The sequence below is a fragment of the Agromyces cavernae genome, from assembly GCF_021044935.1.
Lineage (GTDB): Bacteria > Actinomycetota > Actinomycetes > Actinomycetales > Microbacteriaceae > Agromyces > Agromyces cavernae.
This window is the reverse complement of sequence record NZ_JAJNMP010000003.1, coordinates 268,741-295,362: the sequence shown is the minus strand read 5'-3', so window position 1 is coordinate 295,362 and position 26,622 is coordinate 268,741. Positions and strand designations below refer to the sequence as shown.

The window sequence follows — 26,622 nt, the reverse complement described above, 5'->3', positions numbered from 1 at the left end:
GTCACCTCACCCCCGCCATCGCCCGCGCCCTCGTCGCCGAGGCGAGCGTCAGCGTGTGCACGACCGCTTCCTCCGGCACCAGAGCGCGCGCGCTCGACTCGTCACCGGCGGCGACGACGATCGTGAGCCCGGTCGCGTCGCGCGCGGCCGAGAGGAGCGAGCGGATGTCGCGGGCCGCGGCCGTGACGTCGATGCCGTCGGCCGCATCGATCTGGACGATGCGGGCGCCGCTCGCGAGCCCGTCGTGGATCGCCTCGCGCGCGGTCGATGCGTGCTCGAGTCGGACGTACGCGGTGCGGGTGCGCACGGTCGACGCCCGCGCCGGGACCACCAGCCCGTCGACCTTCAACCGCCCGGCGGTCACGGCCGCTCGGCCACCGAGCGCGAGCAGCAGCGAGGATCGGTCGATCGGGGAGCCGCCGTGCACGACGAGCGCCTCGCCGACGCCGACCATCGCATCGATCGGGGCGATCCCGGCACCGTCGCCTCCGACGCGCACACCCTCGGCTGCGATCGCGAACGTCGCGTCGGGCGACGGCCACTCGGCGAGCTCGAACTCGGCCGCGAGCGCTTCTCCCTCGATGTCGAATCGAGGCAGCGCACGGTCGAGCCACGAAGGAATCCACCACGCCCCGGCCCCGAACAGCACGAGCACCGCCGGGATCAGGGTCATCCGCACCAGGAACGCATCGATCGCGACGCCCACCGCGAGCCCGAACGCGATCGGCTGGATCGACGCGTCGCCCTCGGGCACGAACGCCGCGAACACCGAGAACATGATGATCGCCGCGGCGGTCACGACTCGGGCGGAGCCCACGAAGCCCTGTTCGACCGCCCGGCGCGATTCGCCGTGGTGCACGAAGTCCTCGCGCATGCGGCTCACGAGGAACACCTCGTAGTCCATCGCGAGCCCGAACAGCACGCCCATGAGGATGATCGGCATGAAGCTGATCACCGAGCCGACACTCGCCACGTTGAGCGCGTCGGCGCCCACTCCATGGACGAATACGAGGGCGGTCAGCCCGAAGGCCGCGCCGATCGACAGCGCGTAGCCGAGTGCTGCGGTGACCGGTACGACGATCGAGCGGAACACCATCGCGAGCAGCACGAGCGAGAGCCCCACGACGAGCAGGCCGAACGGCAGGAGCGCCCCTGCCAGGCGGTCGGAGATGTCTATGCCGGCAGCGGTATATCCCGTCACCGAGAGATCGACGCCGTATTCCCGCTCGAACACGTCGTGCATCGACCGCAGCGTCGACACAAGCTGCTTGGTCTGCTCCGAGTCGGGTGCGCCGTCGGGGATGACCTGCACGATGCCCGTGTCGCCGGTCTCGTTCGGGGTCGACAGCGGCACCGACGCAACCCCGCGCACATCGGCGATCTCGGCACCGAGGTCGTCCATGAGCCCGACGGGATCGGTGCTCTCGATCACCGAGCCCGTGACGATGAGCGGGCCGTTGAACCCCGGCCCGAAGTGGTCCGCGATGAGGTCGTACGTGACGCGACCGGGAGTGCCCTCCTCGAGGGTGCCGGCGTCGGGCAGCGTCAGCCGCAGCCCCGCAGCCGGAACCGCCGCAAGGGCGAGCAGTGCGACGATCACGACCACCGTGACGATCGGCCACCTGGTGACCGCACGCACCCAGCCGAGGAAGAACCGTCCGGGGCGCGGGTCGTCGGATGCCTCGGGGTCGGACGGGTCGGATTCATCGGCGTCGGGCGCCTCGGGGCCGGACTCGGCGCCCGTCGCGACCTCGGTGCCTGCCTCGGCCTCGGCAGGGACATCCGCCCGCTCTGTCTCGACGGGCACGCCCGGACGGTGCCGTTTCGCGACGACCCGCCACCCCGCGAACCCCAGGAGGGCCGGGGTGAGCGTGATCGAGATGAGCACGGCGACGGCGACCGCGAGCGCCGCGGCGATGCCCATGATCGAGAGGAACGGGATTCCCGCGACGCTCAGACCGACGAGCGCGATGATCACCGTGATCGCCGCGAACACCACTGCCGACCCCGACGTCGCGACCGCTTGCGCGGCCGACTCCTCGGGCTCGATTCCCCGCTTCAACTGGTCTTGGTGCCGCGAGATGATGAACAGCGCGTAGTCGATGCCGACCGCGAGTCCCAGCATGAGCGCGAGCAGGGGAGTGGTCGACGTGATCGTGAGGAACCGCGTACCGATGAGGACGACCGAGAGGGATGCCCCGACGCCGAGCAGCGCCGTGATGAGCGGCAGCCCGGCGGCGACGAACGACGCGAAGGCGACGAGCAGCACGAAGTACGCGATCACGATGCCGAGCAGTTCGGTGATGCTGATGCCCGTCGCGCTCTGCGAGAACAGTTGGCCGCCGACCGACACCTGCGACCCCTCAGGCAGCGCGGCTTCGAGCGCCGCGCCGGCCGCCTGCAGGGCCTCGGAAGTCGACGGCAGCACCGCGGTGGTGCCGACCGACAGCTGGATCGGCACGAGTGCGGCCGAACCGTCGGGGCTGAGGTTCGCGCTCGGAGTCGACTCGTACGGCGAGGCGGCCGACGTCACCTGCGGAATCGCGGTGATCGCGGTGATCGCATCCTCGACCGCGCTTTCGAAGGCGGCCTCGGTGACGTCGCCGCCCTCTGGCGCCACCGCGATCAGCTGCGCCGAGGTGCCGCTGACCTGGGGGAAGGTTCGTGCGAGCGCATCGAGGGCGTCCTGCGACTCGGTGCCGGGAATGCTGTAGGTGTTGTCGGTGCCCTCGCTCAGCAGGCCGACGCCGGCGAACAGCACGGCGAGCGCGACGATCCACAGCACGAGCACGCGTCGGCGCGCCCGGAACGCCCATCGGCCGAGGGCGTAGAGGGCGGAAGACATCGCGACCCGATCAGATGCAGTCTCGAAGGGCAGTCCGGCGGACTGGTGCCTCTCAGGTTAGGACCGTGCTCCGACCGCGGCAACCGCGCCGGTGCGCGTGAACATCAGCGCAGGTCGAGCCGCATGAGGACGCGCGGGAAGCCGTTGAGCACCGAATCGGTGGCGGCGGCCTTCGTGAACCCCGCCTTCTCGAACAGTGCGCGCGTGCCGACGTAGGCCATGGTGAGATCGATCTTCTCGCCACGGTTGTCGAGGGGATAGCCCTCGATCGCCGGCGCACCGTGGTCGCGGGCGAACTCGACGGCGCCGGCCAGCAGGTGGTGCGAAATGCCCTCGCCGCGATGCCCCGGCCGCACGCGGATGCACCACACCGACCAGACGTCGAGGTCGTCGACGTGCGGGATCCTGCGGTTCGTCGCGAAGCTCGTGTCGGCCCGCGGATGCACGCCCGCCCATCCGACGACCTCGTCGCCGTCGTACGCGATGACACCGGGTGGCGGGTCTTGCGCGATGAGCTCGCGAACCCGGTCGCCCCGCTCGGTGCCCTTGAGGGCGAGGTTCTCTTTCGACGGGACGCGGTAGCTCAGGCACCAGCACACGTTCGCGTCGGGCCGCTTGGGCCCCACCATCGCCTTCACGTCGGCGAACACCGTCGCCGGGCGCACCTCGATCGCCATACACCCACCCTGCCACCGGCCTCCGACACCGCCAACGCACTCGAGCTCACGATCACACTCCGGGGGTGCGTTTCCGACATCCGTGCCCATAGCTCTCCCGACACGATCATGCGAACGTAGACGGATGCCCCCGCCGACCGGCAGGGGCATCCGTTCCAACCCGGCTACGCGGCGATCTGCTCGACGCCCTCGCGAACCGAGCGCAGCGCGTCGGCCCAGGCGACGACCTGGTCGACCTGGGTCTGCAGCTCGTCGGCCTTCTGCGCGGCGGGGGTGAAGGTCGGGTTGCCCGACATCGCACCCTCGAAGTCGGTGAACAGCGAGAACATGACGTGCTGGCGGACGTCGGCGATCTGCAGCTCGCCGAACACCTGGCGCAGGTGCTCGCCGGCGCGCACGCCGCCCATCGAGCCGTAGCTCACGATGCCCGCGGCCTTGTTGTTCCACTCGGCGCTGACATAGTCGAGTGCGTTCTTGAGCGCAGCGGGGATCGAGTGGTTGTACTCGGCGGTGACGAAGATGAAGCCGTCGAACTCGGCGACCTTGTGCGCCCACGCGTTGGCACCGGGGCCCTGGTAGTTGCCCGCTCCTGCGGGGAAGGGCTCCTCGAGCATCGGCAGCTTGAAGTCGTGCAGGTCGACGAGCTCGAACGACACGCCCTGAGCCTTCGCGTTGCGCTGCACCCACTCTCCGACGAGCGGGCCGAGACGGCCGGGACGAGTGCTTCCGACGATGATGCCGATCTTGAGGTCAGACACTGAGAACCCTTTCATGAGAACCGATCACCGAGTCGGTGACGCGTCAACTATCGCACAATAGTTGTCGAGACAACGAAGCGGATGTATGCAATCTCATGCAATTCACAGGTTCGGGCTCGCGCGCCCTGCCCGCCGGCCCGCCCTGGGGCATCCGTGCTGCGTCAGGCGCCGCCGCGGCGCGTCGGCAGCGCCGCCGCTGCGGTCACGAACTCGACCAACTCGCGCGCCATCGATGCCGGCTCCCACGAGTGGTCGGCGCCGGGCACCTGCTTCCAGGTTGCACCCGGGATGGCGGCCGTGATCGCGCGTGCGGCGTCGAAGAGCTCGGGGAACGTCTCGTCGCCGAGGAGCACCTCGACAGGCACGCGGATGTCGCGGAAGAGCTCGGCCATCGGCGCGGATTCGACCCAGGCGAGCGACTCGCCGTCGGCGCGGTAGCTCACGACCTGAGCGACGTACTCGGGATACTCGGGCGACTGCCGAGCCCCCTCGAGCCACTCGGGCGGCATGTCCTTCATGTAGTGCTCGAGCGCGCCCTCGAGGTCGCCGGCGTCGATGCGGCGCTCGACCTCGGCGGCCCACTCCCGCGCCGGTCCGCCGTGCGGGCCGAAGGGCGCCTCCCAGAGCACGAGGCCTGTGACGGGCAGGCCGCGGGCCGCCGCGGCGAGGCTGATCGAGCAGCCCGAGGAGTGCCCGCAGAGCACCGCGCTGCCTCCGGCGAGCTCGATGAGCGCCTCGAGCACGGCAAGTTCGCGGTCGAGATCGAGTCGCCCGGCGGCCGGGCTCTCGCCACGGCCGAGTCGGTCGTACACGAGCGTGCGGATGCCGGCGCGGGCCGCGAGCTCGGCCGTCTCGGTGGTCCACGGGTCGATCGCCCGGTACGGCCCGGCGCCGGCGACGAAGACCAGGGCGGGGCCGTCGCCGCGGAGGTCGTAGGCGACGCGGTCGCCGTGGGCGGTGGTGAGGTAGTCGGTCATCGTCGTGTCCCTTCTGATCAAACTAGACCGTATAGTTCCGTTCCGAGCAGACTAGACTGATCAGTACTGGGTGTCAACGACGAGGGGTTCGCGATGGGTGATCGAGTCGTGGCGGCGACGCCTCCCGACGTGGTGACGGTTGGTGACGCAGGCGCGGAGCCGATCGGGCGCTCCGAGCGCAAGCACCGCGCGATCCTCGCCGCCGCCGAAGAGATGTTCCTCGCAGGCGGCTACCTCGGCACGAACATGGACGAGCTCGCCGCGCGGTCGCGCGTGTCGAAGCAGACCGTCTACAAGCACTTCGGCAGTAAAGAGGCGCTGTTCGTCGAGCTGGTCACCTCGATGACCGATGCCGCCGGCGACCGCGTGCACCACGACATCGCCGACCCTGCCGACGGCGACGACCTCGTCGAATTCCTCGAGGCCTACGCCGATCGGCAGCTCGACGTCGTGATGACGCCGAAGCTGCTGCAGCTGCGGCGTCTCGTGATCGGCGAGGTCGGCCGGTTCCCCGACCTCGCCGAGGCGCTGTACGAGCACGGCCCGAAGCGGGCCGTCGGCATGCTGGCGGCGATGTTCGAGCGTCTGGCGGAACGCGACCTGCTGCACGTCGACGACGCGACCGCGGCGGCCACCGCATTCAACTGGCTCGTGATGGGCGAACCGGTGAACCGCGCCATGCTGCTCGGCGACTCGGCCATCCCGACCGCGCCCGAGCGCACCGAGCACGTGCGCGCGGCGGTGCGGGTGTTCCTCGCCGCCTACGGCGCCCGCTGAGCATCTGTTCCTCTGAGGCGACGGCCGGGGAGGCGGTCAGGACGCGAGGCGCATCGCGTCCCGGCCGAACTCGGCGCCGATCCGACGGGCTTCGTCGTGCGCGGCCCGCCGGCCGGGTTCGGCATCGGCGATGGCGAGGTTCGGCCGGAACGTGACGGACGAGACATCCGTGATGCCCGCCCAGTTCAGCCAGTCGTGGAAGTACGGCCGCTGGAAATCGCTGCCGAACGACGACGGACGATCGTCGCCGTACACCGCGCTCGTGTAGACGACAGCTGCGCGGCGCCCGCTGAGCAGGCCCGTGTAGCCGACTTCGGGATCGAAGCCGAACACCATGCCGGGCTGGCTGACGACGTCGATGAACTGCTTGGCGATGTAGGGAATGCCCCCGTTCCACATCGGCAGGCTGAAGAGGTAGAGGTCGGCGGCGGCGAACCGCTCGAACGCGAGGCGGGCCCGATGCCATTCCGTTTCCTGGGGGCCGACCGGCTGCTCGCCGGCGAAGATGCGCATCTTCGCGCCCGCGCCGTCGGGGCCGAATGAGGGGAGCGAGCCGTCCCACAGGTCCCACTCGTCGACGGTGGTCGTGGGACCGGCCGCGTTGAAGGCATCGATGAACGTGCGGGCGATGGCGAGCGACTCGGATGCCTCGCCGCGGGGTGACGCGGAGATGTGCAGGAGTGTGGTCATGCGCTGGTCCTTTCATTGCGTGCAGACGCACATATATTCTGAGCCGACGATAGCATGTACGTGCGCACGCACACAATTGCGATACGATCAACGCATGCCGACCGACGCCGAACGCACGTGGGAGGCCGTGCTGCGACTGCATGCGGCGTTGCTTCCGCGACTCGACCTCGCGGTCACCCGCCACGGCGGCATGCCGCTCACCTGGTACGACGTGTTGCTCGAGCTCCGCGACGGCGGCGGTCGTCTCACCATGGGGCAGCTGGCCGAACGCGTGGTGCTCAGCCGTACCCGCGTGAGCCGGCTCGTCGACGAGATGGTCGGCGCCGGTCTCGTTGCTCGCGAGCCGAATCCCGGCGACCGACGCTCGGCATACGCCGTGCTCACGACCGAGGGGCGTCGCAGGTTCCTCGCGGCGGCCCGCGTCTACCTTCCCGCGATCGAGCGGGAGTTCGAGGCCGTCGACGGCGACGTCCTCGCGGATGTCGCCGATGGGCTCCAGGCGCTGCTCGCCGACATCGCGCCGTAGCCGCTCACTCGGGCTGGTTGCCGGCGTCGCCGTTGATCGTGAACGGAGTCGTGACGCCCTCGTACATGACGTGGGCGATGAGTCCGTCGACGGCGTGGGGGAGGGTGTGGCAGTGGTCGCTCCAGATGCCGGGGTTGTCGGCGACGAACGCGATCTCGTACGACTCGCCGGGGTGCACGTCGAGCGAGTCGACGATCCAGGGGCTTCCCGATGCCGCGACGCCGTCACGGGAGAGCACGGCGATGTGGTGGCCGTGCAGGTGCATGGGGTGCACCTCGCCCGAGTCGTTGACGATGCGCATCGCGACCACCTCGCCCTCGCGCACGTGGAACATCGGCACATCGGGGAAGAGCCGGCCGTTGATGGTCCAGAAGTTGCCCGGGCGGCCGTCGATGATACCGAAGCGACGGGCGACCACGTAGTCGTACGAGCGGTCGGGTGACGACGCTTCGAACCCGAGCGGCGCCGGGTCGCCGTAGGCGAGCAGGTCGAGCGTGCGCGACGGCTGCCGGGCGGGCTGAGTGGATGCCCCGGGCTCGCCGATCTCGATGCTGCGGGCTCCGCCCACGTGCAGGCGCACGGCTCCGCTCGGCGGGGCCTGCACCACGACATCCGCCCGCCCGCCGGCGGGGATGAGGACCCGCTGCCCCTCGACGGCGGTCGGCGCGTTCACCTCGTGCCCGTCGGTCGCGAGCACCCGGATCGTATCGGCCGACCAGACGGCGGCGGTGCCCGGGTCGGAGTTGATGACGCGGACCCGAACGGTCTCGCCGGGCGAAGCCGCCACGTGCTGGTCCTCGACGCGTCCGTTGAGCGTGTGCTGCCCGCCGTACACGTGCAGCAGCGCCGTGACGTCGACGTCGGCGACGACCGCGGGCGGCGCGGCGGAGTCGATCACGATCGCGCCGAGGAGGCCCCCCTTGACCTGCTCGTGCGAGACCTGGTGCGAGTGGTACCAGTACGTACCTGCATCCGCAGCTTCGAAGCGGTAGACGTGGCGGCCGCCGACCGGCACCGCGTCCTGCGTGATGCCCGCCACCCCATCGGCGGCGTTGGGCACGTCGATGCCGTGCCAGTGCAGGGTGGCACCGGCGCTGACCGACTCGTTGACGAACTCGACCTCGACGAGATCGCCCTGCCGTGCGCGGATCTCGGGGCCTGGCGACGTGCCGTTCAACGTGTAGCCGTCGACCGCGTGCCCGCCGGGCACCTCGATCACCTGCTGCCGGGCCACGAGTTCGACGCGCACGTCGGCGGGGCGGTCGGGGTCGGCGGCGAGCGACGTCACGCTGACCTCGCCGGTCGCCGTGAGGGTTCCGGATGCCCCGGCCCCGCCGGTGCCCGTCGCCCCGGGTTCGTCGTGCGCGGCGTGCCCGTGGCCGCCGCCTCCCATGTCCATGACCGAGTACTCGCCGAGCAGCGTGGAGCTCCATGCCAGCGCGCCGGCGCCGAGCGCGGTCGCGACCGCGACGCCGACGACGGCGCACCGCACGAGATCACGCCGCGACGGCATCTTCGGTCGCCTCCTCGGCGGTCGCGCGCGACGCGCGGGCGCGACGGGCGCGGCGTGCGAGCAGCGCGGCCACGACCGCGGACACCACGACGGCGAACGCGTTCGCGCCGTGGATGAGGCCCAGGAACGGCATGTCGGTGATCGAGAAGCCGAGCGTCACCTGCAGCACGACCAGCCCGAGGGTGATCGCGGCCCAGAGGCGCGCACCCTTCGCGCGGGCGAAGAACGAGACGATGAGCAGGCTGAGGGCGAGCAGCGGGATGACACCGGCGCCGACGATCCCGTGGATCCAGAAGCCGAGCTCACCGGTGCCGCCGGCCCCGCCGCTCTCGAGGAGCGCCTTGTCGACGACCCCGCCCTCGGCGACGTTGTTGAGCACGCCCCCGAATGCGAACGCGATCGCGGCGGCCTGCACGACGACCGCGGCGGCGATGATCCAGGCCAGGCCCGCGTAGATCCTGCACATGAGCTTCACTCCCTGTCTCGTGCGGCGCCGCGGAGGGGCATCCGCTGGTGGAAACGTTCGCCGAAGGCGGCGCGCGCCGGAACACGGCAGGCCGGATGTCGCGTGGCGGAGTGCCGCACCGCGGATGGAGGCCAGCCTCCAAGGGTCGGTACGGATGTCCCTCTCCCGAAGGCGGCGCGAGAGGAGGACCATGGGAGTGTGCTCCGCAGGTGGGGATGGCTCGCAGCCCTGGCGCCGCTCGGAGCGGCGTCGCTGCTGTACGTCGTGATCGCGCGCGGATTCCTCGCAGGAACCGTGGATCCCGCCCTCGGCTGGCCTCTGCTCGGCATTCTGCCGGTGTTCGCGTTCGCCATGTGGCTGCTGACGGCCTCCACGGCTCGCTCGGCCCTGTTCCTCGCGTGGGCGGCGACCGCGATGGCCGTGGGCTCCGCATACGAGACGTTCATGCTGACGAACGCCGACGTGATCCGGGAGCCGTGGTACCCCGTCTTCAACATCGTCGGGCTGACGGCCTCCACGGTCGCGTCCGCCGCGTTCGTCAGTATGTTCGCGACCTTCCCCACCGGCATCCCGGAGCGGAGGTGGCAGCGAATCTCGGTCGGGTTGTTCTGGGTCCCCGTGGTCGTCGTCCCGTTCTCGCTGCTGGTCGTGCCGCACGTCCTCACGGTGCAGGTGCACGCCGAGCAGGGCGAGGACATCCCGAATCCGTTCGCGCTGCCGGCTCTCGCCTGGGCGGACCCGATCGTGGAGTGGATCGTCTACTTCTGGCCGGCGGTCTTCCTCGCGCTCGCGGTGCTGATCTCGCGGGCGTTCTTCGGGGATCCCGAGGTGCGCGTCCGCACGCGCCTGATGGCATGGTTCGCCTTCGCGATCGTCGTGAGCTACTCGCTCACGCTGTTCCTGCCCGAGAACGTGATGCTCAACGCCGCGGTGCTGGTGGTCCTCACGGCGATCCCGCTCGTGGCGATCCACGGCATCCTCCGTCACGGCGCATTCGACGTCGCAGCCGAGGATCGGGCGCGCCTCGTGACGCGGTCCTCCACCGTGCTCATCACCGTGCTCTACGGCATCGCCGTCGTCGCACCGGCCGTGCTGCTCGTCGACGTCATGACGCCGCTCGGGATCGCCTTCCTCACGGCACTGGTCGCCGTCGCCCTGCTCCCGGTGCGCGGGTGGCTGCAGCGGTGGATACACCGGGTCGTGTTCGGCGACCGCGACCGCCAGCTCGCGATGCTCAGCGAGCTCGGCTCGGAGCTCGAGCGCGCGGGCGAGCCCAGCGACCTCCTGACGCACCTGGCCGCCGCGGTGGCGGACGGACTGGGCGCGTCGTGGGTGCGCATCCGCCTCGTGGCGTCGGATGGCGCCCTCGCCACGTCGCCCGCGGGTGTCGCCGGCGACGTGGTGGGCGAGCCGGTCGAGGCGGCCGACCTCGTGCACGCCGACGAGGTCCTCGGCCGTATCGAGGTGGGGCTCAGGCACCGGGGCGAGTACAGCGACGCCGAACGCGCGCTGCTCCGCACGGTCGCCGGTCAGGCCGCGGCATCCGTCGCCAACGTGCGTCTGACGGCGCGGCTCGCCGAGCAGCTCGCCGAGCTGACCGCCTCGCGCGAGCGCCTCGTGGCGGCGCAGGACGACGAGCGTCGCCGGCTTGAGCGCGACCTGCACGATGGCATCCAGCAGGACATCGTGGCGCAGATCGCCGGCCTCCGGCTGGCGCGCAACCGGCTGGCGCGCGGCCAGCTCGACGAGGCGGAGCTGAGCGAACTGCAGGAGCAGGCCCGTCAGACCCTCACGGACCTGCGCGAGCTCGCGCACGGCATCCACCCGCCGGTGCTGAGCGACAACGGGCTCGTCGCCGCGATCGAGTCCGGGGCGGCGCGGTTCCCGATCCCGCTCATCGTGGACGCCGACGCGCGGGTCCGCGCCGAGCGGTACGGCGACGACGTGGAGACCACCGCCTACTACGTGGTGCGGGAGGCCCTGGCCAACACGGCGAAGCACGCGCACGCCAGCACGGCGACCGTCGCGCTGGCCCGGACCGACGGCCGGCTGCGCGTCTCGATCCATGACGACGGGTGCGGCCTGGGTGCGGTCTCCCCGGTGTCGAGGGCGAGCGGCGGGCTCGCGAACATCCGCGACCGCGTCGCGGTGCTGCGCGGCACGGTCCGGATCTCTTCCGCGGGCCCTTCGGGCAGCGGCACGACGGTGGACGTCGACCTGCCGGTCCGGGGATTCGTCGCGGCCGAGCAGGCGGGACCGCTGAGCCCATGAGGCGATGGAGGACAGCCCCCACGTGCGGACACGGATGGCCCTCTCCCGCGGCGGCCATAGCAGGAGGACGATAGGACCGTGGACCGAAGATGGGTGTGCATCGCAACGCTCGGCCCGATCGGGGTCGCCGCGCTGGTGTACATCGTCGTCGTGCGGGGCTTCGTGGAGGCGGACGCCGACCACGGACTCGCCTGGCCGCTCCTCGGCGCGCTCCCGTTCTTCGTGCTTGGCATGTGGCTGCTCACCGTGACTCGATCGCGCACCGCGGTGCTCGTCGCGCTCGCAGCAACGGCGATGCTCGTCGGCTCGGCCTACGAGACGTTTCTGCAGCGCAACATCGAGATCATGACGGAGCCGTGGTTCCCGATCTTCAACGTGATCGGGTTGACGGCAGATGCCACCGCGACGTCGGCGCTCCTCATCGTGTTCGCGACGTTCCCCGACGGCGTGCCTGAACTGCGATGGCAGCGCATCGCCGTGGCATTCCTCTGGACGCCCATGCTCGTCGGTCCCCTGACGCTGCTCACGACCCCGCACGTCGTGATGTCGCCCTATATCGGCATCAGCGGCGACGGGATCCCGAACCTGTACGTCGTGCCCTGGCTGGAGTGGGCGGCGCCGGCCGTGCACCTCCTCGTCTACCAGGCGTGGCCGGCCGTCATCCTCGGACTGACGGTGCTCGGCACCCGAGCGCTCTTCGGTGCACCGGAGGTGCGGACCCGCACGCGGGTCATGGCGGTGACCGTCGGCACGGCCATGGTCGCGTTCGCGCTGTGGGTGTTCCTGCCGGGTTACCTGATCGTCGAGCTCTTCGTGTACGCCACGCTCATCGCCCTTCCGGTCGCGGCGATCCATGGCATCCTGCGGTACGGGGCGTTCGACATCGCCCCGGGCGACCGCGGGCGGAACGTCGCACGCTCGTCGAACCTGCTCATCACGCTCTTCTACGGTGTCGCGGTCGCCATGCCCGCCGTGCTGCTGTCCGATCGGATCCGCGTCGTCCCCGCTGTGCTCATGACGACGCTGATCGCCCTCGCGCTGCTCCCGGTGCGCTCGTGGTTGCAGCGGCGGCTCCATCGCGCGCTCTTCGGCGACCGTGAGCGGCAGTTCGACATGCTCTCCGAGCTCGGGGTGCGACTCGAGGAGGCGGGCGAGCCGCGCGACCTGCTCATGCAGCTCGCATCCGCCGTCCGGGACGGCCTCGACGCGTCCTGGGTGCGGATCCGGCTCGCCGCGACGGATGGCGTGCTCGACTCGTCGCCGGTCGGGGTTGCGGGCGACGCAGCGGGGGAGCCGTTGCTGTCGGCCGACCTCGTGCGCGGCGAAGAGACGCTGGGTCGCATCGAGGTGGGGCCGCGGTTCCACGGCGACTACACCGAGGCCGAGCGGATGCTGCTGCGCACGGTCGCCGGCCAGGCCGCGGCATCCGTTGCGAACGTGCGCCTCACCGCGCAGCTCGCCGAGCAACTCGACGAGCTGAGCGCGTCGCGCGAGCGGCTCGTCGCCGCGCAGGACGACGAGCGCAAGCGCCTCGAACGCGACCTGCACGACGGCATCCAGCAGAACGTGGTGGCGCAGATCGCCGGGCTGCGCCTCGCGCGGAATCGGCTGCAGCGCGGCGAGCTCACGCCCGACGTGCTCGCCGAGCTGCAGGACCAGGCCCGCGAGACCCTCACCGACCTGCGCGAGCTCGCCCAGGGCATCCATCCGCCGGTGCTGAGCGACAACGGGCTCGTCGCCGCCGTCGAGTCGGGGGTCGCCCGCTACCCGATCCCGCTCACCGTCGAGGCCGACGCGGGAGTGCGCGGCGAGCGATTCCCCGACGAGGTCGAGACGACCGCGTACTACGTCGTGCGCGAGGCGCTCGCGAACACCGCGAAGCACGCGCACGCGACCCATGCGTCGGTGGCGCTCGCGCGCAGCAACGGCCACCTGCGCATCGGGATCACCGACGACGGGCGCGGCATCGGTGCCCTCGAACCGGCCGCGGTGGCGACCGGCGGCCTCGCGAACATCCGCGATCGGGTGGCCGCGCTTCGCGGCACCGTCACCGTGTCGGCGGCCCAGCCGACGGGCACGACGGTGCTCGTCGACCTCCCCGTGGATCGACCCGGGGCCGTCGCCGCCGAGCGCGAGGCGGACCGCGTTGGATGAGTCGGGCACGCTGCGCGTCGTGATCGCCGAGGACAACTACCTCGTGCGCGAAGGCCTGCGCCGCCTGCTCGAGGACTCCGGCGAGATCGACGTGGTCGCCTCGACCGGCAACGCCACCGAGCTGCGCGACGCGGTGCGGCGCCTCACACCCCAGGCGGTGCTCACCGACATCCGCATGCCCCCGGGCCACCACATGGAGGGCATCGACGCGGCCCGCGACATCCGTGCCACCCACCCGGAAACGGGTGTCGTGGTGCTCTCGCAGCACGCCGACGAGAGCTACGCGCTCGCCCTCTTCGCCGACGGCTCGGCCGGTCTCGGGTACCTGCTGAAGGACCGCATCGGCGACCTGGAGGACCTCGTGCACGCGCTGCGCGAGGTGTGCGCGGGCGGGTCGGTCATCGACCCCCAGATCGTCGACACGCTCGTGCGTCGTCGCAGCGCGGGTGCGACGAGCCCGCTCGCGGCGCTGTCGCCGCGCGAGCTCGAGGTGCTGCGCGAGATGGCGCAGGGCAAGACGAACGCGGGCATCGAGCAGTCGCTCTTCCTCTCCTCGTCGACCGTCGAGAAGCACGTCAACGCGATCTTCACGAAGCTGCGGCTGCCCGAGACGGGCGTGCACCGGCGCGTGGCGGCGGTGCTCGCATTCCTGCAGAACGACGCGGCCTGACGGCGGGCGAGGCTCGGGCGACCGCTCCGGAGCGGTCGAGGCTTGACGCCCGCGCGAGTCCGGAGCACGCTGATCGCATACGTCAACCGCAACGGCGCGGGATGCCGCGCGAGAGGGCAGGTCTCATGAACCCCACGACCGAACTCACGACCGAGCTCACCACCGACCGCATGACCGAGAAGATCGCGTGCGCGTTCTCGAGCCACCGCTTCGAGGTCGCCCTGCCGCACCTCGCCGACGACGTCGTGTGGACCCTCGTCGGCTCCGACCCGCTGATCGGGCTCAAGGCCGTGAAGAAGGCCTGCGAACGCACCGCCAAAGACCTCGCCGGTGTGACGACCGAGTTCCAGCGCCAGCGCACGGTCGTGGGCGAGGACAGCGTCGCGGTCGACAGCCTCGCCAGGTACACCGACGCCGATGGAGACGTGTCGATCGTCGCGTCGTGCGACGTCTACGACTTCGACAACGGGCGCATCACCGAGATCGTCTCGTACACCGTCGAGCTCCCGGGCTGAGGCCGCGGCGGGTCAGCCGGCGAGCACCGCGTCGAGGCTCTCGCGCACGATCGCGAGGCCACGGGTGAGTTCGTCGCCGGTGATCGTGAGCGCCGGCAGGAACTTCAACACCTCGTCGAAGGCGCCGGATGTCTCGATGATCAGCCCGCGCCGGAACGCCTCGGCCGAGATGCGGCCGGCGAGGGTGCGGTCGCCGTCGCAGGCGATCCCGTACATGAGGCCGCGGCCGCGCGGGGCGAGCCCGAGGTCGGGGTGGTCGGCGGCGATGCGGTCGAGTTCGGCGCGCAGCAGCGCCGACTTGGCGGCGACGCCGTCGGTGAAGGCCGAGTCGGCCCAGTAGGTCTCGAGGGCGACGCGCGCCGACACGAATGCGAGGTTGTTTCCGCGGAACGTGCCGGTGTGGGCGCCGGGCTTCCACACGTCGACGTCGGGACGCAGCAGCACGAGCGACATCGGCAGCCCCGATCCCGAGATCGACTTCGACACGGTGATGATGTCGGGCACGATGCCGGAGTCCTCGAAGGCGAAGAAGGTGCCGGTGCGGCCGACGCCCGCCTGGATCTCGTCGAGGATCAGCAGGATGCCCCGTGCCGCGGTGATCTCGCGAAGCCGGGCAAGCCACGGCACGCTCGCGACGTTGATGCCGCCCTCGCCCTGCACCGCCTCGACGATGACCGCCGCGGGCAGGTCGAGCCCCGATCCTGGGTCGTCGAGCATCTTCTCGAGCAGGTCGAGCGTGTCGACGTCAGGCCCGAGATAGCCGTCGTAGGGCAGGCGCGTGATGTCGCCGAGCGCGACGCCCGCGGCATCCCGATACGTGCTGTTCCCGGTCGCGGCGAGCGCGCCGAGGCTGAGACCGTGGAACGCGTTCGTGAACGCGATCACGTTCGAGCGGCCCGTGGCCTGACGCGCGACCTTCAGTGCCGCCTCTACGGCGTTCGCACCCGTCGGTCCCGTGAACTGCAGCTTGTGGTCGAGCCCGCGCGGGGCGAGCACGTACTGCTCGAACGCCTCGATGAACGCCCGCTTGGCCGACGTGGCCATGTCGAGCCCGTGGATGATGCCGTCGCGCTCGAGGTACTCGACGAGCGCTCGCGTGAAGACGGGGTTGTTGTGCCCGTAGTTGAGCACCCCCGCGCCGGCGAAGAAGTCGAGGTACTCGTTGCCGTCGGCGTCGACGAGGGTCGAGCCGCTCGCTCGGTCGAAGACCGTCGGGAAGGCGCGGATGTACCCGCGAACCTCTGATTCGCGGCGGTCGAAGACGTCAAGGGTGGCGGCGTCGCTCATGGCGTGCGGGCTCCTTCTCGGGGATGGCGGGGATCCTCCGAGCCTAGAACCTCTGGCTGGGCGGTCGGTGCGCAGGGGGTGTCGGGCCGATCCCTGCGTCACCCCTGAGGGCCGGCCGGCGGCAGTTCGGGGCGGTGCAGCCGCCCGAGGATGCGCTCGGTGTTCTGCGGCGCGCGCCGGTCGAGCATCGAGACGACGATCGCGGTGAGCGCCGCCGCGGGGATCGTCCAAGCTCCGGGCTGGGCCAGCAGCGTCGCACCGGCATCGGCACGCGGACCGAGCAGGGTCGAGGCGGCGAGCGCCGCGCCGCTGAGCGACGCTCCGACGAGCATCGACGCGATCGCGCCGCGTGCGGTGAGGCGTGGCCACCAGATCCCGAGCACGATGACCGACGTGAGCGAGGACGCTGCGAACACGAAGACGTTGCCGACCGAGCTCACGAGTCCCTGCGGCACGGTCGCGAGCGCGACGAGGAGCGGTACGGCCGTGCAGAACACCGCCGCCCAGCGGAACGACCGCACGGTTCCGCGGAACAGGTCCTGGCTGACGACGCTCGACATCGACACGACGAGCCCGGAGGACGTGCCGAGGAACGCCGCGAGCGCTCCCGCGATCACGAGCGCCGTGATCAGGTCGCCGACGACCCCCGGGAACACGCGCGATGGAAGCAGCAACGCGACGGTGTCGGCCACACCCGGCTGCGCGAGGTCGGGCGCGACGGCCCTCGCGATGAGGCCGATCGTGCCGGACACCATGTAGAACACGCTGATCAGGCCGATGACGATGACGGTGGTCCAGCGCGCCGACGCCCCCGTCGGACTCGTGTAGAACCGAACGAGCACGTGGGGAAGGCCGATCGTGCCGCACAACAGCGCGATCAGCAGCGATGCGGTCGCGTACAGGTCGATGCCGCCCGGGCCGCTCTCGTGGGGGAACACCAGCGCCGGGTCGATGGCAGTCTCGCGCCCCCCGAACGTGATCGCGAAGAACACGACGGGCACCGCGAGCGCGCCGAGCTTCAGCCAGAAGAGGAACGCCTGCACGAACGTGATCGAGCGCATGCCGCCGGCCGCGACCGATCCGCCGACGACGATCGCGACGCCGATCGCCCCGATCCAGGGCGGGATGTCGGCGACGACGTTGACCGCGAGCGCGGCGCCGTGCAGCTGCGGCACGACGTACAACCACCCGATGACGAGCACGAGCACGCTCGTGATGCGGCGGGCGGTGAGGGAGTCGAGGCGCGCGTGCACGAAGTCGGGGATCGTGTAGGCGCCGCTCCTGCGCAGCGGCGCGGCGACGAAGACGAGCACGAGCAGGTAGCCCGCGGCGTAGCCGATGGGAAACCAGAACGCGTCCGAGCCCGAGAGCAGCACCAGCCCCGAGAGGCCGAGGAAGGTGCCGGCCGAGAGGTACTCTCCGCTGATCGCCGACGCGTTCCAGAGCGGGCGCACGGTGCGGGAGGCCACGAAGAAGTCGCTCGTCGTCCGCGAGATGCGCAGGCCGTAGACGCCGATGACGGCGGTGACCAGGAGCACGAGCGCGACGGCGACGCCGGTGAGGACTGCGTTCATTCGTGCTCCACCAGTGCGTTGAACCGGCGCTCGGCACGCCTCGCCAGCAGGGCGTACGCGACCGCGTGCACGAGGATGATCGGGTAGAAGCCGTAGGCTTGGATCAGCCACGGCAGCGGAACGCCGGCGAACACGACGTCGTCGAGCGCGGGCACCGCGGTGATGACCACGATGGCGCATGCCACGACGACCACGAACGAGAGCACGGTCGCGAAGGCCAGCCGGGCCTGCGCGCGCATGAGGCTCCGGGTGAACATCGTGTCCGCCTCGCCGACCGGCGTGGGTCCCGTGCGCACCGGCGGCCGTCGGGCGGCGGCGCGGCCGGCGCCGTCGACCGAGGTCACGCGTTCGCGTGCGGGCCGGTTCTGCTCGTTCACCGCGGCTCCTCTCGGGCGTGCAGGATCGCGTCGCGCACCGCGCCGACCGATCGGCGGCTGACCGGGATCTCCTCGCCGGCGACGGTGACCGCCGGGTGGGCGCCGCTCAGTCGGGCGGTCGTGATCGCGTTGCGGTCGACGAGGAACGATCGGTGCACGCGGATGAAGCCGGCCGCAGCCCACCGTTCCTCGAGATCCGAGATCGATTCGCGGATCAGGTGGCTGTCGGTCTCGGTGTGCAGCCTCGCGTAGTCGCCGTGCGACTGAACCCACCGCACGTCGCGCCGGTGCACGACGCGCATCACGTCGCCGACCTTCACGGGGATGTGCTCGTCGGGCACGCCCGCAGGCTCACCGGCCGACTCGCGTCCGGCGAGGATCCGCCCGACGGCGCGCTCGAGCCGCTCACGGCGGATGGGCTTGAGGATGAAGTCGACGGCCGCGAAGTCGAACGCCTCGACCGCACCCGCCTCGTCTGCCGTGACGAAGACGATCTCGGGCGGCCGGGTGAACCGCGACATCGCGGCCGCCAGGTCGAACCCCGAGAGACCGGGCATGTGGATGTCGAGGAATGCCGCGTCCACGGAGTGCTCGGCGAGCAGGCGAACGGCCTCCGATCCCGACGACGCACGCAGGATGCGCCGGACACGCGGATCGCGTCGGAGCAGCAGCTCCAGTTCGTCGAGCACGGGTCGTTCGTCGTCGGCGATGAGGACATCGATGGTTCCGGCCGCGCCGTCGCGGCCGGGACCGGCATCTGGGACGGTGGTCATCCGCCGGTGGGCCTCTCGGTCTCGTGGAACGGCTGGGACTTGGGGATGCGCATGCGCACGAGGGTGCCGGCATCCGGGTTCGTCTCGACGACGAGCGCGTGGTCGTCTCCGTAGATGCGTCGCAGCCGGGAGTCGACGTTCCGCAGGCCGACGTGATCGGTGCGCACGCCGGCGGTGAGCAGCGTGCGGAGCTCGGCGGGCGGCATCCCGACGCCGTCGTCCTCCACGGTGATCTCCGTGTGCGTGCCGTCGTCGTGCGCCGCGATGACGATCGTGCCACCCTCTTCGCGCGGCTCGAGCCCGTGCCGCACCGCGTTCTCGACGAGCGGCTGCACGCTGAGGAACGGGATGACGGTGGCGAGCGTCTCGGGTTCGATCCGCAGGGTCACCGCGAGGCGTTCCTCGAACCGCGCCTGCTCGAGTTCGACGTAGGCGTGCACGCTCCGCAGCTCCTCGGCGAGGGTCGAGAACTCGCCCTCGCGCCGGAACGAGTACCGGGCGAAATCCGCGAAGTCGAGCACGAGGTCCTTGGCGCGCTCGGGGTCGGTGCTGATGTACGACGCGATGGCGCCGAGGGCGTTGTAGATGAAATGCGGGCTGATCTGGGCTCGCAGTGCCCGCAGTTCCGCTTCGGCGAGGGCGGTGCGGGATGTCTCGAGCTCGCCGAGCTCGAACTGGCGGCCGCACCAGTGCGCGACCTCTGCGGTCGCCCGCACGAGCGGCGGCCGCACGCGATCGGCGAACGCGACGATCACCCCGACGAGCCGACCGTTCACGACGATCGGCGCCCCGACCGCCGCGAGCGGCGCGCCGACCGTCCCGGCCGCCGACCCGTCGAACTCGTCCATCCCGTCGACCGGGTCGGCCGAATCCACGCGCGTCGTGCCGAACACCTGCCGCCGGCCGGTCGCGATCACGCTCGACGCCACCTGCCACGCGGCATCCGTCACGTCCGACCTGCCCTCGACCGAACGGATGCCGCTGAGGTCCGCGATCGCGATCGCGTCACTGCCGAGCAGCGAGCGCAGCGCACGGGCGGCCCGCTGCGGGTCGCCGGAATCGAGCCCACCGCGCAGGTGCACCGCCGCGCGCGAGGCCAGTGAGAGCGTGCGGAAGGTCGCCCGCTCGGCGTCACTGCCGAGATCGCGCGAACCGCGCGCGAGCCGCCAGACGACCTGGAGGACCAGGGTGAGGACGATGCCGATCCCGACCCCGGCGAGGACGGACAACCACGCGTCGCCGATCATGCGCCCTCCTCGTGCGGGGGCGTCAGCAGCAGCGGGCCCCCGGGTTGCGGTCCTGATCGTCCATTCTCGCGCGCCAGAACTGGCGTTCGGTGAGCGGCGGATGCTCCGGGCCGTGGTGCGCGCGGTGATGTTCGAGGTAGCGGCGGTACGCGGTGTCGCCCATGAGGTCCTGCACGTACCATCCGACGGCGCCGATGACGCGGCGAATGACGCCGAGTGAGGCGCGCGCACCGGGCCCGAACGACGGGGCCGCGCCCGCCCGGACCGGAGTCCGGGCGGGGCGGCCCGCGTTGGTGGCGGTCATCAGTGGCGCACCGACTCCGGGCGCTCGCCGGCGGGAAGAGCGGCCCACTCCTGCTCGAGCGCCTTCTCGGCCTTCGTAGCGAACAGCCCGGCCGGGGCGAACCGGCGGGATGCCACGGGGACGTCCTCGGTGTTCTCGCCGCCGCCGTTGCGGATCGCGACGATCGAGGCCCGCACCGACGTGATGAGCACGATGATCGCGAGCGTCACGAACACGATCGACAGGGTGCCCTGCACCGCCGTGTTGCGCACGACGGCCTCCATCGCCTCGACGCTGCCCGCCGTGCCGAACGACGTCTCACCGGCGTCGAGGGCATTGCGGAACGCGAAGTGGTTGGCCCAATAGCCCACCTGGGGCACCGGCGAGAAGATCTTGAACATCGACGCGGTGATCGTGACCACGGCGGCGAATGCGAGCGGCACCGCGATGATCCACAACCACTTGACGTAGCTCCGTCCCCGCTTCGCGACGATCGCGAGCACGACCGCGAGCGCGATGACCGCGAGCAACTGGTTCGCGATGCCGAACAGCGGGAAGAACGTGTTGATGCCGCCGAGCGGATCGGTGACGCCGAGGATCAGGATGAAGCCCCATCCGGCGACCATGATCGCGGTCGTGATCCATACCCCGGGACGCCACGCGGTGTCCTTGAACCTCGGGAGCACGTTGCCGATCGAGTCCTGAAGCATGAAGCGCGCGACACGCGTGCCGGCGTCGACCGCGGTCAGGATGAACAGGGCTTCGAACATGATCGCGAAGTGGTACCAGAAGCCGGCCATCGCCGCGCCGCCGAACGCCTGCTGCATGATGTTCGCGAGGCCGAGTGCGAGGGTCGGCGCGCCGCCCGTGCGGGAGACGATCGACTCCTCGCCGACCGCCGCGGCGGTCGACGTGAGCACGTCGGGCGTGAGGTTCACCCCGGCGAGCCCGAGTGAGTTCACGAACGCGACCGCACCCTCGACCGTGCCGCCGGTCGCGGCGGCCGAGGCGTTCATGGCGAAGTAGATGCCGCGGTCGAGCGAGAGGGCCGCAACGAGAGCCATGATCGCGACGAACGACTCCATGAGCATGCCGCCGTAGCCGATGAAACGGGTCTGGCGCTCCTTCTCGATGAGCTTCGGCGTCGTGCCGGACGCGATCAGCGCGTGGAAACCGGACAGCGCGCCGCACGCGATCGTGACGAACAGGAACGGGAACAGCGAACCCGAGAAGACCGGGCCGAGCTCGCCGCCGGCGAACTCGCTGAACGCGGGCACGGCGATCTCGGGCCGCACGAGCACGATCGCACCGGCGAGCATCACGATGACGCCGATCTTCATGAACGTGGACAGGTAGTCGCGCGGAGCGAGCAGCAGCCACACCGGGAGCACCGCGGCGATGAAGCCGTAGATGATGATGCCCCACGCGATGGCGGTGCGGTCGAGCGTGAACATCTCGGCGCCCCACGGCGTCTCGGCGACCCATCCGCCCGCGATGATCGCGGCCATGAGCAGCACGAACCCGATGATCGACACCTCGGTGATGCGTCCCGGGCGCAGGTAGCGCAGGTACACGCCCATGAAGAGGGCGATCGGAATGGTCATCGCCACGCTGAACACGCCCCACGGGCTCTCGCCGAGCGCGTTGACGACCACGAGGGCGAGGATCGCGACGATGATCAGCATGATCAGCAGCGAGGCGATGATCGCGGCGGTGCCGCCGATCTTCCCGAGCTCGTCGCGGGCCATCTGGCCGATGGTGCGGCCGCCCCGGCGCATCGAGAAGAAGAGCACGAGATAGTCCTGCACCGCGCCCGCGAGGATGACGCCGACGATGATCCAGACCGTGCCGGGCAGGTAGCCCATCTGTGCGGCGAGCACCGGGCCGACGAGCGGGCCGGCGCCGGCGATCGCGGCGAAGTGGTGGCCGAACAGCACTCGGCGGTCGGTCGGCACGAAGTCCTTGCCGTCGGCCTTGACCTCGGCCGGCGTCGCGCGTCGGTCGTCGGGGCGCGTGATGTATCGCTGGATGACCTTCGAGTAGAAGCGGTATCCGATGAGGTAGCTGCAGACCGCGGCGAACACGAACCAGATCGCGTTGACGGTCTCGCCGCGCACGAGCGCGAGCATCACCCACGCGATGCCGCCGAGCAGCGCGATCGCGGTCCAGATCAGGATCTTCGGGAGGGTCCAGCGGCGCTCGCGCGCGCGATCGGCCTCGGGGACCGCGGTGGGCGGCAGGCTCGAGTCGGGTTCGAGAGCGGCGCCGCGTTCGGCGTCGAGTATCGGCTGTGGGGGTTGCGACGTCATTGTGCTCCTCCTGGGGGTCGCCGCGTTGCGTTGGTCCCGATCACCCTAGAGATGAGCCGGCCGTCGAGAACCGGCGGGATCGATCGACGGCCGATCGGCGCGACGAACGGGCGATTCGTGCGACGAACGGCGAACGAGCGGATGTCCCAGCGGAGGGCGGTCGTCAGTCGCGACTGCGTCGCAGCTCGTCGACGAGCTCGTCGCGAGCGCGGAGGAACTGCTCGGTGCCCAGGTAGTCGCTGTGGGTGGCGATGCGCCACAGATAGGTCTTCGGCGCGGACTCGGTCGCCCCTTCGTCGATCGGGTTGCCGTCGCCGCGGTACCCGTAGACCGGGAAGCCGAGGTAGTCGGTGCGACGCCAGAGGCTGCGCCACCGGGGTACCGCGGCGGGCTTGGAGTCCGTGGCGGGCCTGGCGCTCGCGGCGCCGGCGGCGCCCTCGGTGCTCATGGCACCGAGGATGGCGGTGAGGGTCAGGGCGTCGCCGGCGGCCCCCTGCTGATCATCTTCCCGGTCCAACGGACCTTTCGTGCTCCTCTCCTCCCGCCGCTTCCTTCGCTCCTGCTCCTTCTGCCGTCTCGTCTCTTCCTTCTGCTTCCAGTGCTCTTCCCACTTCCTGCGGGAGTCGTCTTCGGGACGGAACTCATCGCGCACCTGGCGGCGCCACGGATCGCCGTACCAGAGCGATGGGGCGCGGACGCCGGGAACGCCCAGCACCCCTGGCCCGAACACCGAGGGGAAGAATCGACTGAAGTACGCGCGCAGTTGCGTGCCATAGGAGAGCAGCGCGATGTGACTCGTGATCTCCCCGTCCTTCAGCGGCCCCGTCGCGATCTTCTCGCCACGCAGGGCGAACAGGGTCGCCGCACAGATCGTGGAGCCCATCGAGTGCGCGGTGAAGATGACTGCTCGGGGCTTCGTGGGGCCGCCGCCGTTCATCCACGCCGTCGTGCGGGCGGAGAGCTCGGGCACCACGCGCTCGCCGAAGCACGGTGGCGCGAACGGATGCCCTGCTCGGGGGAAGAACGCGACGACGTCCCAGAACACGCCCAGCGGGCGGTCGCCGCTCGTGGTCGCCTGTGTGGCGACGGCGGCCACGGCGGCCAGGGCGACGGCGACGAGCACGGCGGTCGAGGCCAGGCGGATGTCGGTGGTCAGGGTATCGACCTTCATCGCGCGACCGATCCCCGAGACGAACAACTTCGCCTCGGTGAAGACCGTCGTGGAGGCGAGGCTCAGGAATCCGACGCCTGCGACCACGGCCAGCCAGCCGAACAGCGGCTCGCCCCGGTGCAGCATGTGCGAACTCCGTCGCACGACTGCGCGGCGCCGCAGCTGTCCCTGGGGGTACGCCAGGCGAGACGGATACTTCACCTCGGGCGTCAGGATGCCGCCGACCCCGGCGGGGTCGGTGTAATCGTCGTCCGGCATGAGGTTCGGAAGCGAGAACACGATGAACCTCGTCAGGTTCGCGGCGACCGCGACGATGATCAGCACGATCATCAGCACGGCGATGACGGTGAGCACCACCGCGAATCGCTCGTAGGCGTCGGGCGTGTTCCAGATCTCGTCGGGCAGGGGTGCGCCGGGCGTGCGGAAGATCTCGCTCTCGGGAGCAGCGTCGACAGGTCGGCCCAGCCACGACGCGGCACCGAGCACGAGCAGGCTCGAGAGCGCCATCGATGTGAACAGCGCGAGGATCATCGCCACGGCCGGTCCCTGGCCGCGCCACGCCTCGTTGCTGTTGTTGCCAGACGTCGCCCAGGCGACCAGCAGATGGAGCCCGATGAAGGCCACCGCTGCCGCGACGAACAGCCACTGGACATTCTCCTCGGGGACACCGAGGTCGCGGAGGAGATCGACGACGAGGGGGAGTTCGACGTGGCTGAACAGCAGTGCCGCCGCGCCGAGCGAGAGCAGGATGCCGCTCACCCAGCGCCACGCCATCTGGTTGCGGAGGGCCCGCCATCCGATGCCGGCAAGCGCGAGGAAGATCGCGAGCACGACGAGCACGATCGGCGTGACGATGAGGCCCATGAATCCAGGCCCATCCTTCTCGCTCGACGTCGTCGGAGTGAACGCGAGAATGGCCCACGCGACGTATCCCGCGATCGCCAGCACGAGGCAGACCATCGCGGCGCCGCGCTTCCACACGGTACGGAGCTCGCCGGACGAGGTCTCGACCTCTCCGCGCTTGCGAGACCTCGCGTGGGACTTCCCGACGAACCACTTCCCGAGCCGGTTCGTCTCGATGGGCGTGTGCGAGGCGAGCACGATCAGGAGCACGATCGCGATCATGAGGATGAGCCCGCCGATGGCGAACCACGCGGCCAGCTGGTGATTCCAGCCCTCGACGATGCAGTCCCAGGTGATCGTCGATGTCGCCTCGCGGAAACATCCGTTGACGTCGTCGGCGTACGCCGAATCGAGCGCCAGCAGTATGAGCACCAACGTCACGGATGCCGCGACATGCAGCCATTCCGTCGTCTGGCCGACGCGTGAGACGGCCCAGAAGCCGCGCGTCGCCAGCAACGGCCGACCTTCCTCGACCTCGGTGTCGCCCTGCCCCTCGCTGCCCTGCCCCTCGCTGCCCAGCCCCTCGCCGAAGGTCTTGAGGCGTTCCTCGAAATGCACGCGTCCGCTGCGCCCGATGGCGTAGAGCACCAGTACCGTGGCGATCGGCACGATGCCGAGCAGTGCGGCCCGACTGTCGCGGTCGAGTACTCGAAGACCGTCGAACACCTCGGGGAGCGCCGCGCACACCTTGGTGCCGTCTCTGAAACACTGAATCGCGACGAGGTCGATCGCCACCGAGGAGAACGCCGCGACCGCGATGAGCGTGAGCAGGAGGCCGAAGATGCGCACGGTCGCAGCGCCGGGCGCGCCGTCCCAGCTCTTGGAGCCCGCGGTCTTCTGCTCGCCGATGCGCCGGGTCCAGTAGGCGAGATTCGCCAGAGCGTAGGGGAGCAGGAGGAACCATCCCACATGCACGATCGCACGGCCCGTCGCCGCGAGCGCGCTGCCTCCCCCGGTACGCGCCTGGGCGCCCCACGAGAAGGCCTCGATCGAGTGGATCCGGCCCTCGGGTTTGTTGTCGGCCCGATACCAGAAGGATCCCAGTTCGTCGCCGATACCTCGCCGCACGTTCTCGGGCTCGATCTCGAGCATCTCGGCCGGCGGCGTGTTCTGTACGCCGTGCACCCGGATCTCGAGGATCTCGGGCGCCGTTCGAGTGAGCTTCTGGGCGCGCATCAGACCCGCGCGCATCATGGCGAGAATGCTGATCATGACCCCTCCCCGCAGGAGTCGGCTGCAGCAGCGCAGGCCTGACCAGATGCTAGTCCGGAGGAATGCTCGCGGAATGCCCCCGAACGAGGGTCACCGGGGCGTGACTCCGCCTAGGCACCCTCGCCGGCGGGTTCCGGCCAGGCGACCTCGAAACGCTCGAAGACGATCTCGTGCTGCTCCGTCCACTCGAACCCGAGCTGGGCTCCCACCCGCCGCCAGTACCGGCTGTGGTTCTCGCGCCGCGACTCGAGCGAGCGGTCGTCCTCGCCCTCGTCGAATGCGAACGCCGCGTCGACGCTGGCGAACGCGCCGATGCGCAGTTCGGTGTCGCGGAGGATGACCCTCGGACGACCGGTCGAGTCGCAGGCGATCCAATGACCGCCGATGCGTGGAAGGGGCTGGCCATCGAGAGCGAATTCGACCACGAGTGCGGCGGTGGCTCGCTTGGTGCCGTCGAGCACGAGGCCCAGCAGCTCATCGGTGAGCTCGGGATGGTCGCCGAAGACCTCTGCCGGCGGCGGCTCGGGGTCGGTGGCGCGATCCGGTCGCGCGGCGCGGTACTCCTCCCACAACTCGATCGCAGCGGCCTGGTCGATGGGAGCGTTCTGCATGACCTCAGTCTGGCAGCGAGCCCATGGCGAGCCGAA

The 26,622-nt window shown here is 70.5% G+C and carries 22 protein-coding genes; 6 read left to right on the top strand and 16 right to left on the bottom strand.

The window, feature by feature from the left end:
• Position 1: 1 nt before the first annotated feature.
• From LQ757_RS12725 to LQ757_RS12710, 4 genes are all read right to left on the bottom strand, one after another.
• Complete coding sequence (locus tag LQ757_RS12725; RefSeq protein WP_231047621.1) at positions 2-2,845, bottom strand: MMPL family transporter; 2,844 nt, start codon at positions 2,843-2,845, stop codon at positions 2-4.
• A gap of 104 nt (positions 2,846-2,949) precedes the next feature.
• The gene (locus LQ757_RS12720; RefSeq protein ID WP_231047620.1) at positions 2,950-3,522 is read right to left on the bottom strand and encodes a GNAT family N-acetyltransferase; all 573 of its coding nucleotides are present in this window, start codon (positions 3,520-3,522) and stop codon (positions 2,950-2,952) included.
• Between the two features lie 164 nt (positions 3,523-3,686).
• Positions 3,687-4,280: an NADPH-dependent FMN reductase gene (locus LQ757_RS12715; RefSeq protein ID WP_231047619.1), complete on the bottom strand. Its 594-nt coding sequence runs from the start codon at positions 4,278-4,280 to the stop codon at positions 3,687-3,689.
• A 161-nt stretch (positions 4,281-4,441) separates the two neighbouring features.
• Positions 4,442-5,257 carry an alpha/beta fold hydrolase gene (locus tag LQ757_RS12710; RefSeq protein WP_231047618.1) on the bottom strand — a complete coding sequence of 272 codons (816 nt, stop codon included), beginning with the start codon at positions 5,255-5,257 and terminating at the stop codon, positions 4,442-4,444.
• Between the two features lie 93 nt (positions 5,258-5,350).
• On the opposite strand from LQ757_RS12710, the gene LQ757_RS12705 reads away from it, so the two are divergent.
• On the top strand, positions 5,351-6,034 hold the full coding sequence (locus LQ757_RS12705) for a TetR/AcrR family transcriptional regulator (RefSeq protein ID WP_231047617.1): 684 nt from the start codon (positions 5,351-5,353) through the stop codon (positions 6,032-6,034).
• Positions 6,035-6,070: 36 nt separating this feature from the next.
• Here LQ757_RS12705 and LQ757_RS12700 read toward each other — a convergent pair whose 3' ends face one another.
• Entirely contained in the window at positions 6,071-6,724 is a 654-nt protein-coding gene (locus LQ757_RS12700; RefSeq protein ID WP_231047616.1) for an FMN-dependent NADH-azoreductase, read from the bottom strand.
• Between the two features lie 94 nt (positions 6,725-6,818).
• On the opposite strand from LQ757_RS12700, the gene LQ757_RS12695 reads away from it, so the two are divergent.
• Positions 6,819-7,250, top strand: coding sequence for a MarR family winged helix-turn-helix transcriptional regulator (locus tag LQ757_RS12695; protein WP_231047615.1), 432 nt, complete (start codon positions 6,819-6,821; stop codon positions 7,248-7,250).
• Between the two features lie 4 nt (positions 7,251-7,254).
• On the opposite strand, the gene LQ757_RS12690 is transcribed toward LQ757_RS12695, so the two are convergent.
• Complete coding sequence (locus tag LQ757_RS12690) at positions 7,255-8,763, bottom strand: multicopper oxidase family protein (protein ID WP_231047614.1); 1,509 nt, start codon at positions 8,761-8,763, stop codon at positions 7,255-7,257.
• Complete coding sequence (locus tag LQ757_RS12685) at positions 8,747-9,229, bottom strand: hypothetical protein (RefSeq protein WP_231047613.1); 483 nt, start codon at positions 9,227-9,229, stop codon at positions 8,747-8,749. The genes LQ757_RS12690 and LQ757_RS12685 overlap by 17 nt, the downstream gene beginning before the upstream one ends.
• 198 nt (positions 9,230-9,427) lie before the next feature.
• Here LQ757_RS12685 and LQ757_RS19420 point away from each other — a divergent pair, with 198 nt between their 5' ends.
• From LQ757_RS19420 to LQ757_RS12665, 4 genes are all read left to right on the top strand, one after another.
• A complete protein-coding gene (locus tag LQ757_RS19420; RefSeq protein ID WP_231047612.1) occupies positions 9,428-11,500 on the top strand; it encodes a sensor histidine kinase in 2,073 nt (690 codons plus the stop codon).
• 78 nt (positions 11,501-11,578) lie between these two features.
• Positions 11,579-13,654: a GAF domain-containing sensor histidine kinase gene (locus LQ757_RS19415; protein ID WP_231047611.1), complete on the top strand. Its 2,076-nt coding sequence runs from the start codon at positions 11,579-11,581 to the stop codon at positions 13,652-13,654.
• Positions 13,647-14,324 carry a response regulator transcription factor gene (locus LQ757_RS12670; RefSeq protein WP_231047610.1) on the top strand — a complete coding sequence of 226 codons (678 nt, stop codon included), beginning with the start codon at positions 13,647-13,649 and terminating at the stop codon, positions 14,322-14,324. The genes LQ757_RS19415 and LQ757_RS12670 overlap by 8 nt, the downstream gene beginning before the upstream one ends.
• Before the next feature lie 125 nt (positions 14,325-14,449).
• Entirely contained in the window at positions 14,450-14,839 is a 390-nt protein-coding gene (locus tag LQ757_RS12665) for a nuclear transport factor 2 family protein (RefSeq protein WP_231047609.1), read from the top strand.
• A gap of 12 nt (positions 14,840-14,851) precedes the next feature.
• Here LQ757_RS12665 and ectB read toward each other — a convergent pair whose 3' ends face one another.
• The 9 genes from ectB to LQ757_RS12620 all read right to left on the bottom strand — a co-directional run bounded on the left by ectB (position 14,852) and on the right by LQ757_RS12620 (position 26,586).
• Entirely contained in the window at positions 14,852-16,126 is a 1,275-nt protein-coding gene (gene ectB, locus LQ757_RS12660; protein ID WP_231047608.1) for a diaminobutyrate--2-oxoglutarate transaminase, read from the bottom strand.
• Positions 16,127-16,224: 98 nt separating this feature from the next.
• Positions 16,225-17,700 (bottom strand): sodium/solute symporter, encoded by a 1,476-nt coding sequence (locus LQ757_RS12655; RefSeq protein ID WP_231047607.1) that lies wholly within the window; start codon positions 17,698-17,700, stop codon positions 16,225-16,227.
• Complete coding sequence (locus LQ757_RS12650; RefSeq protein WP_231047606.1) at positions 17,697-18,077, bottom strand: heavy metal transporter; 381 nt, start codon at positions 18,075-18,077, stop codon at positions 17,697-17,699. Before LQ757_RS12650 ends, LQ757_RS12655 begins: the two co-directional genes overlap by 4 nt.
• Positions 18,074-18,850, bottom strand: coding sequence for a LytR/AlgR family response regulator transcription factor (locus LQ757_RS12645; RefSeq protein WP_231047605.1), 777 nt, complete (start codon positions 18,848-18,850; stop codon positions 18,074-18,076). The genes LQ757_RS12650 and LQ757_RS12645 overlap by 4 nt, the downstream gene beginning before the upstream one ends.
• Complete coding sequence (locus LQ757_RS12640; RefSeq protein WP_231047604.1) at positions 18,847-20,097, bottom strand: sensor histidine kinase; 1,251 nt, start codon at positions 20,095-20,097, stop codon at positions 18,847-18,849. Before LQ757_RS12640 ends, LQ757_RS12645 begins: the two co-directional genes overlap by 4 nt.
• Before the next feature lie 22 nt (positions 20,098-20,119).
• On the bottom strand, positions 20,120-20,401 hold the full coding sequence (locus LQ757_RS19180; RefSeq protein ID WP_255681369.1) for a YbdD/YjiX family protein: 282 nt from the start codon (positions 20,399-20,401) through the stop codon (positions 20,120-20,122).
• Complete coding sequence (locus tag LQ757_RS12630) at positions 20,401-22,689, bottom strand: carbon starvation CstA family protein (RefSeq protein ID WP_231047603.1); 2,289 nt, start codon at positions 22,687-22,689, stop codon at positions 20,401-20,403. Before LQ757_RS12630 ends, LQ757_RS19180 begins: the two co-directional genes overlap by 1 nt.
• A 163-nt stretch (positions 22,690-22,852) precedes the next feature.
• Entirely contained in the window at positions 22,853-25,975 is a 3,123-nt protein-coding gene (locus LQ757_RS12625; protein WP_231047602.1) for a hypothetical protein, read from the bottom strand.
• A 110-nt stretch (positions 25,976-26,085) separates the two neighbouring features.
• Positions 26,086-26,586 (bottom strand): ASCH domain-containing protein, encoded by a 501-nt coding sequence (locus LQ757_RS12620; protein WP_231047601.1) that lies wholly within the window; start codon positions 26,584-26,586, stop codon positions 26,086-26,088.
• Positions 26,587-26,622: the final 36 nt, after the last annotated feature.

Bases quoted from the DNA above. Each gene is read 5' to 3' on its own strand.
- LQ757_RS12725 (WP_231047621.1), bottom strand. From the start codon at position 2,845: ATGTCTTCCGCCCTCTACGCCCTCGGCCGATGGGCGTTCCGGGCGCGC.
- LQ757_RS12720 (WP_231047620.1), bottom strand. From the start codon at position 3,522: ATGGCGATCGAGGTGCGCCCGGCGACGGTGTTCGCCGACGTGAAGGCG.
- LQ757_RS12710 (WP_231047618.1), bottom strand. From the start codon at position 5,257: ATGACCGACTACCTCACCACCGCCCACGGCGACCGCGTCGCCTACGAC.
- LQ757_RS12705 (WP_231047617.1), top strand. From the start codon at position 5,351: ATGGGTGATCGAGTCGTGGCGGCGACGCCTCCCGACGTGGTGACGGTT.
- LQ757_RS12700 (WP_231047616.1), bottom strand. From the start codon at position 6,724: ATGACCACACTCCTGCACATCTCCGCGTCACCCCGCGGCGAGGCATCC.
- LQ757_RS12695 (WP_231047615.1), top strand. From the start codon at position 6,819: ATGCCGACCGACGCCGAACGCACGTGGGAGGCCGTGCTGCGACTGCAT.
- LQ757_RS12690 (WP_231047614.1), bottom strand. From the start codon at position 8,763: ATGCCGTCGCGGCGTGATCTCGTGCGGTGCGCCGTCGTCGGCGTCGCG.
- LQ757_RS12685 (WP_231047613.1), bottom strand. From the start codon at position 9,229: ATGTGCAGGATCTACGCGGGCCTGGCCTGGATCATCGCCGCCGCGGTC.
- LQ757_RS12665 (WP_231047609.1), top strand. From the start codon at position 14,450: ATGAACCCCACGACCGAACTCACGACCGAGCTCACCACCGACCGCATG.
- ectB (WP_231047608.1), bottom strand. From the start codon at position 16,126: ATGAGCGACGCCGCCACCCTTGACGTCTTCGACCGCCGCGAATCAGAG.
- LQ757_RS12655 (WP_231047607.1), bottom strand. From the start codon at position 17,700: ATGAACGCAGTCCTCACCGGCGTCGCCGTCGCGCTCGTGCTCCTGGTC.
- LQ757_RS12645 (WP_231047605.1), bottom strand. From the start codon at position 18,850: ATGACCACCGTCCCAGATGCCGGTCCCGGCCGCGACGGCGCGGCCGGA.
- LQ757_RS12640 (WP_231047604.1), bottom strand. From the start codon at position 20,097: ATGATCGGCGACGCGTGGTTGTCCGTCCTCGCCGGGGTCGGGATCGGC.
- LQ757_RS19180 (WP_255681369.1), bottom strand. From the start codon at position 20,401: ATGACCGCCACCAACGCGGGCCGCCCCGCCCGGACTCCGGTCCGGGCG.
- LQ757_RS12630 (WP_231047603.1), bottom strand. From the start codon at position 22,689: ATGACGTCGCAACCCCCACAGCCGATACTCGACGCCGAACGCGGCGCC.
- LQ757_RS12625 (WP_231047602.1), bottom strand. From the start codon at position 25,975: ATGATCAGCATTCTCGCCATGATGCGCGCGGGTCTGATGCGCGCCCAG.
- LQ757_RS12620 (WP_231047601.1), bottom strand. From the start codon at position 26,586: ATGCAGAACGCTCCCATCGACCAGGCCGCTGCGATCGAGTTGTGGGAG.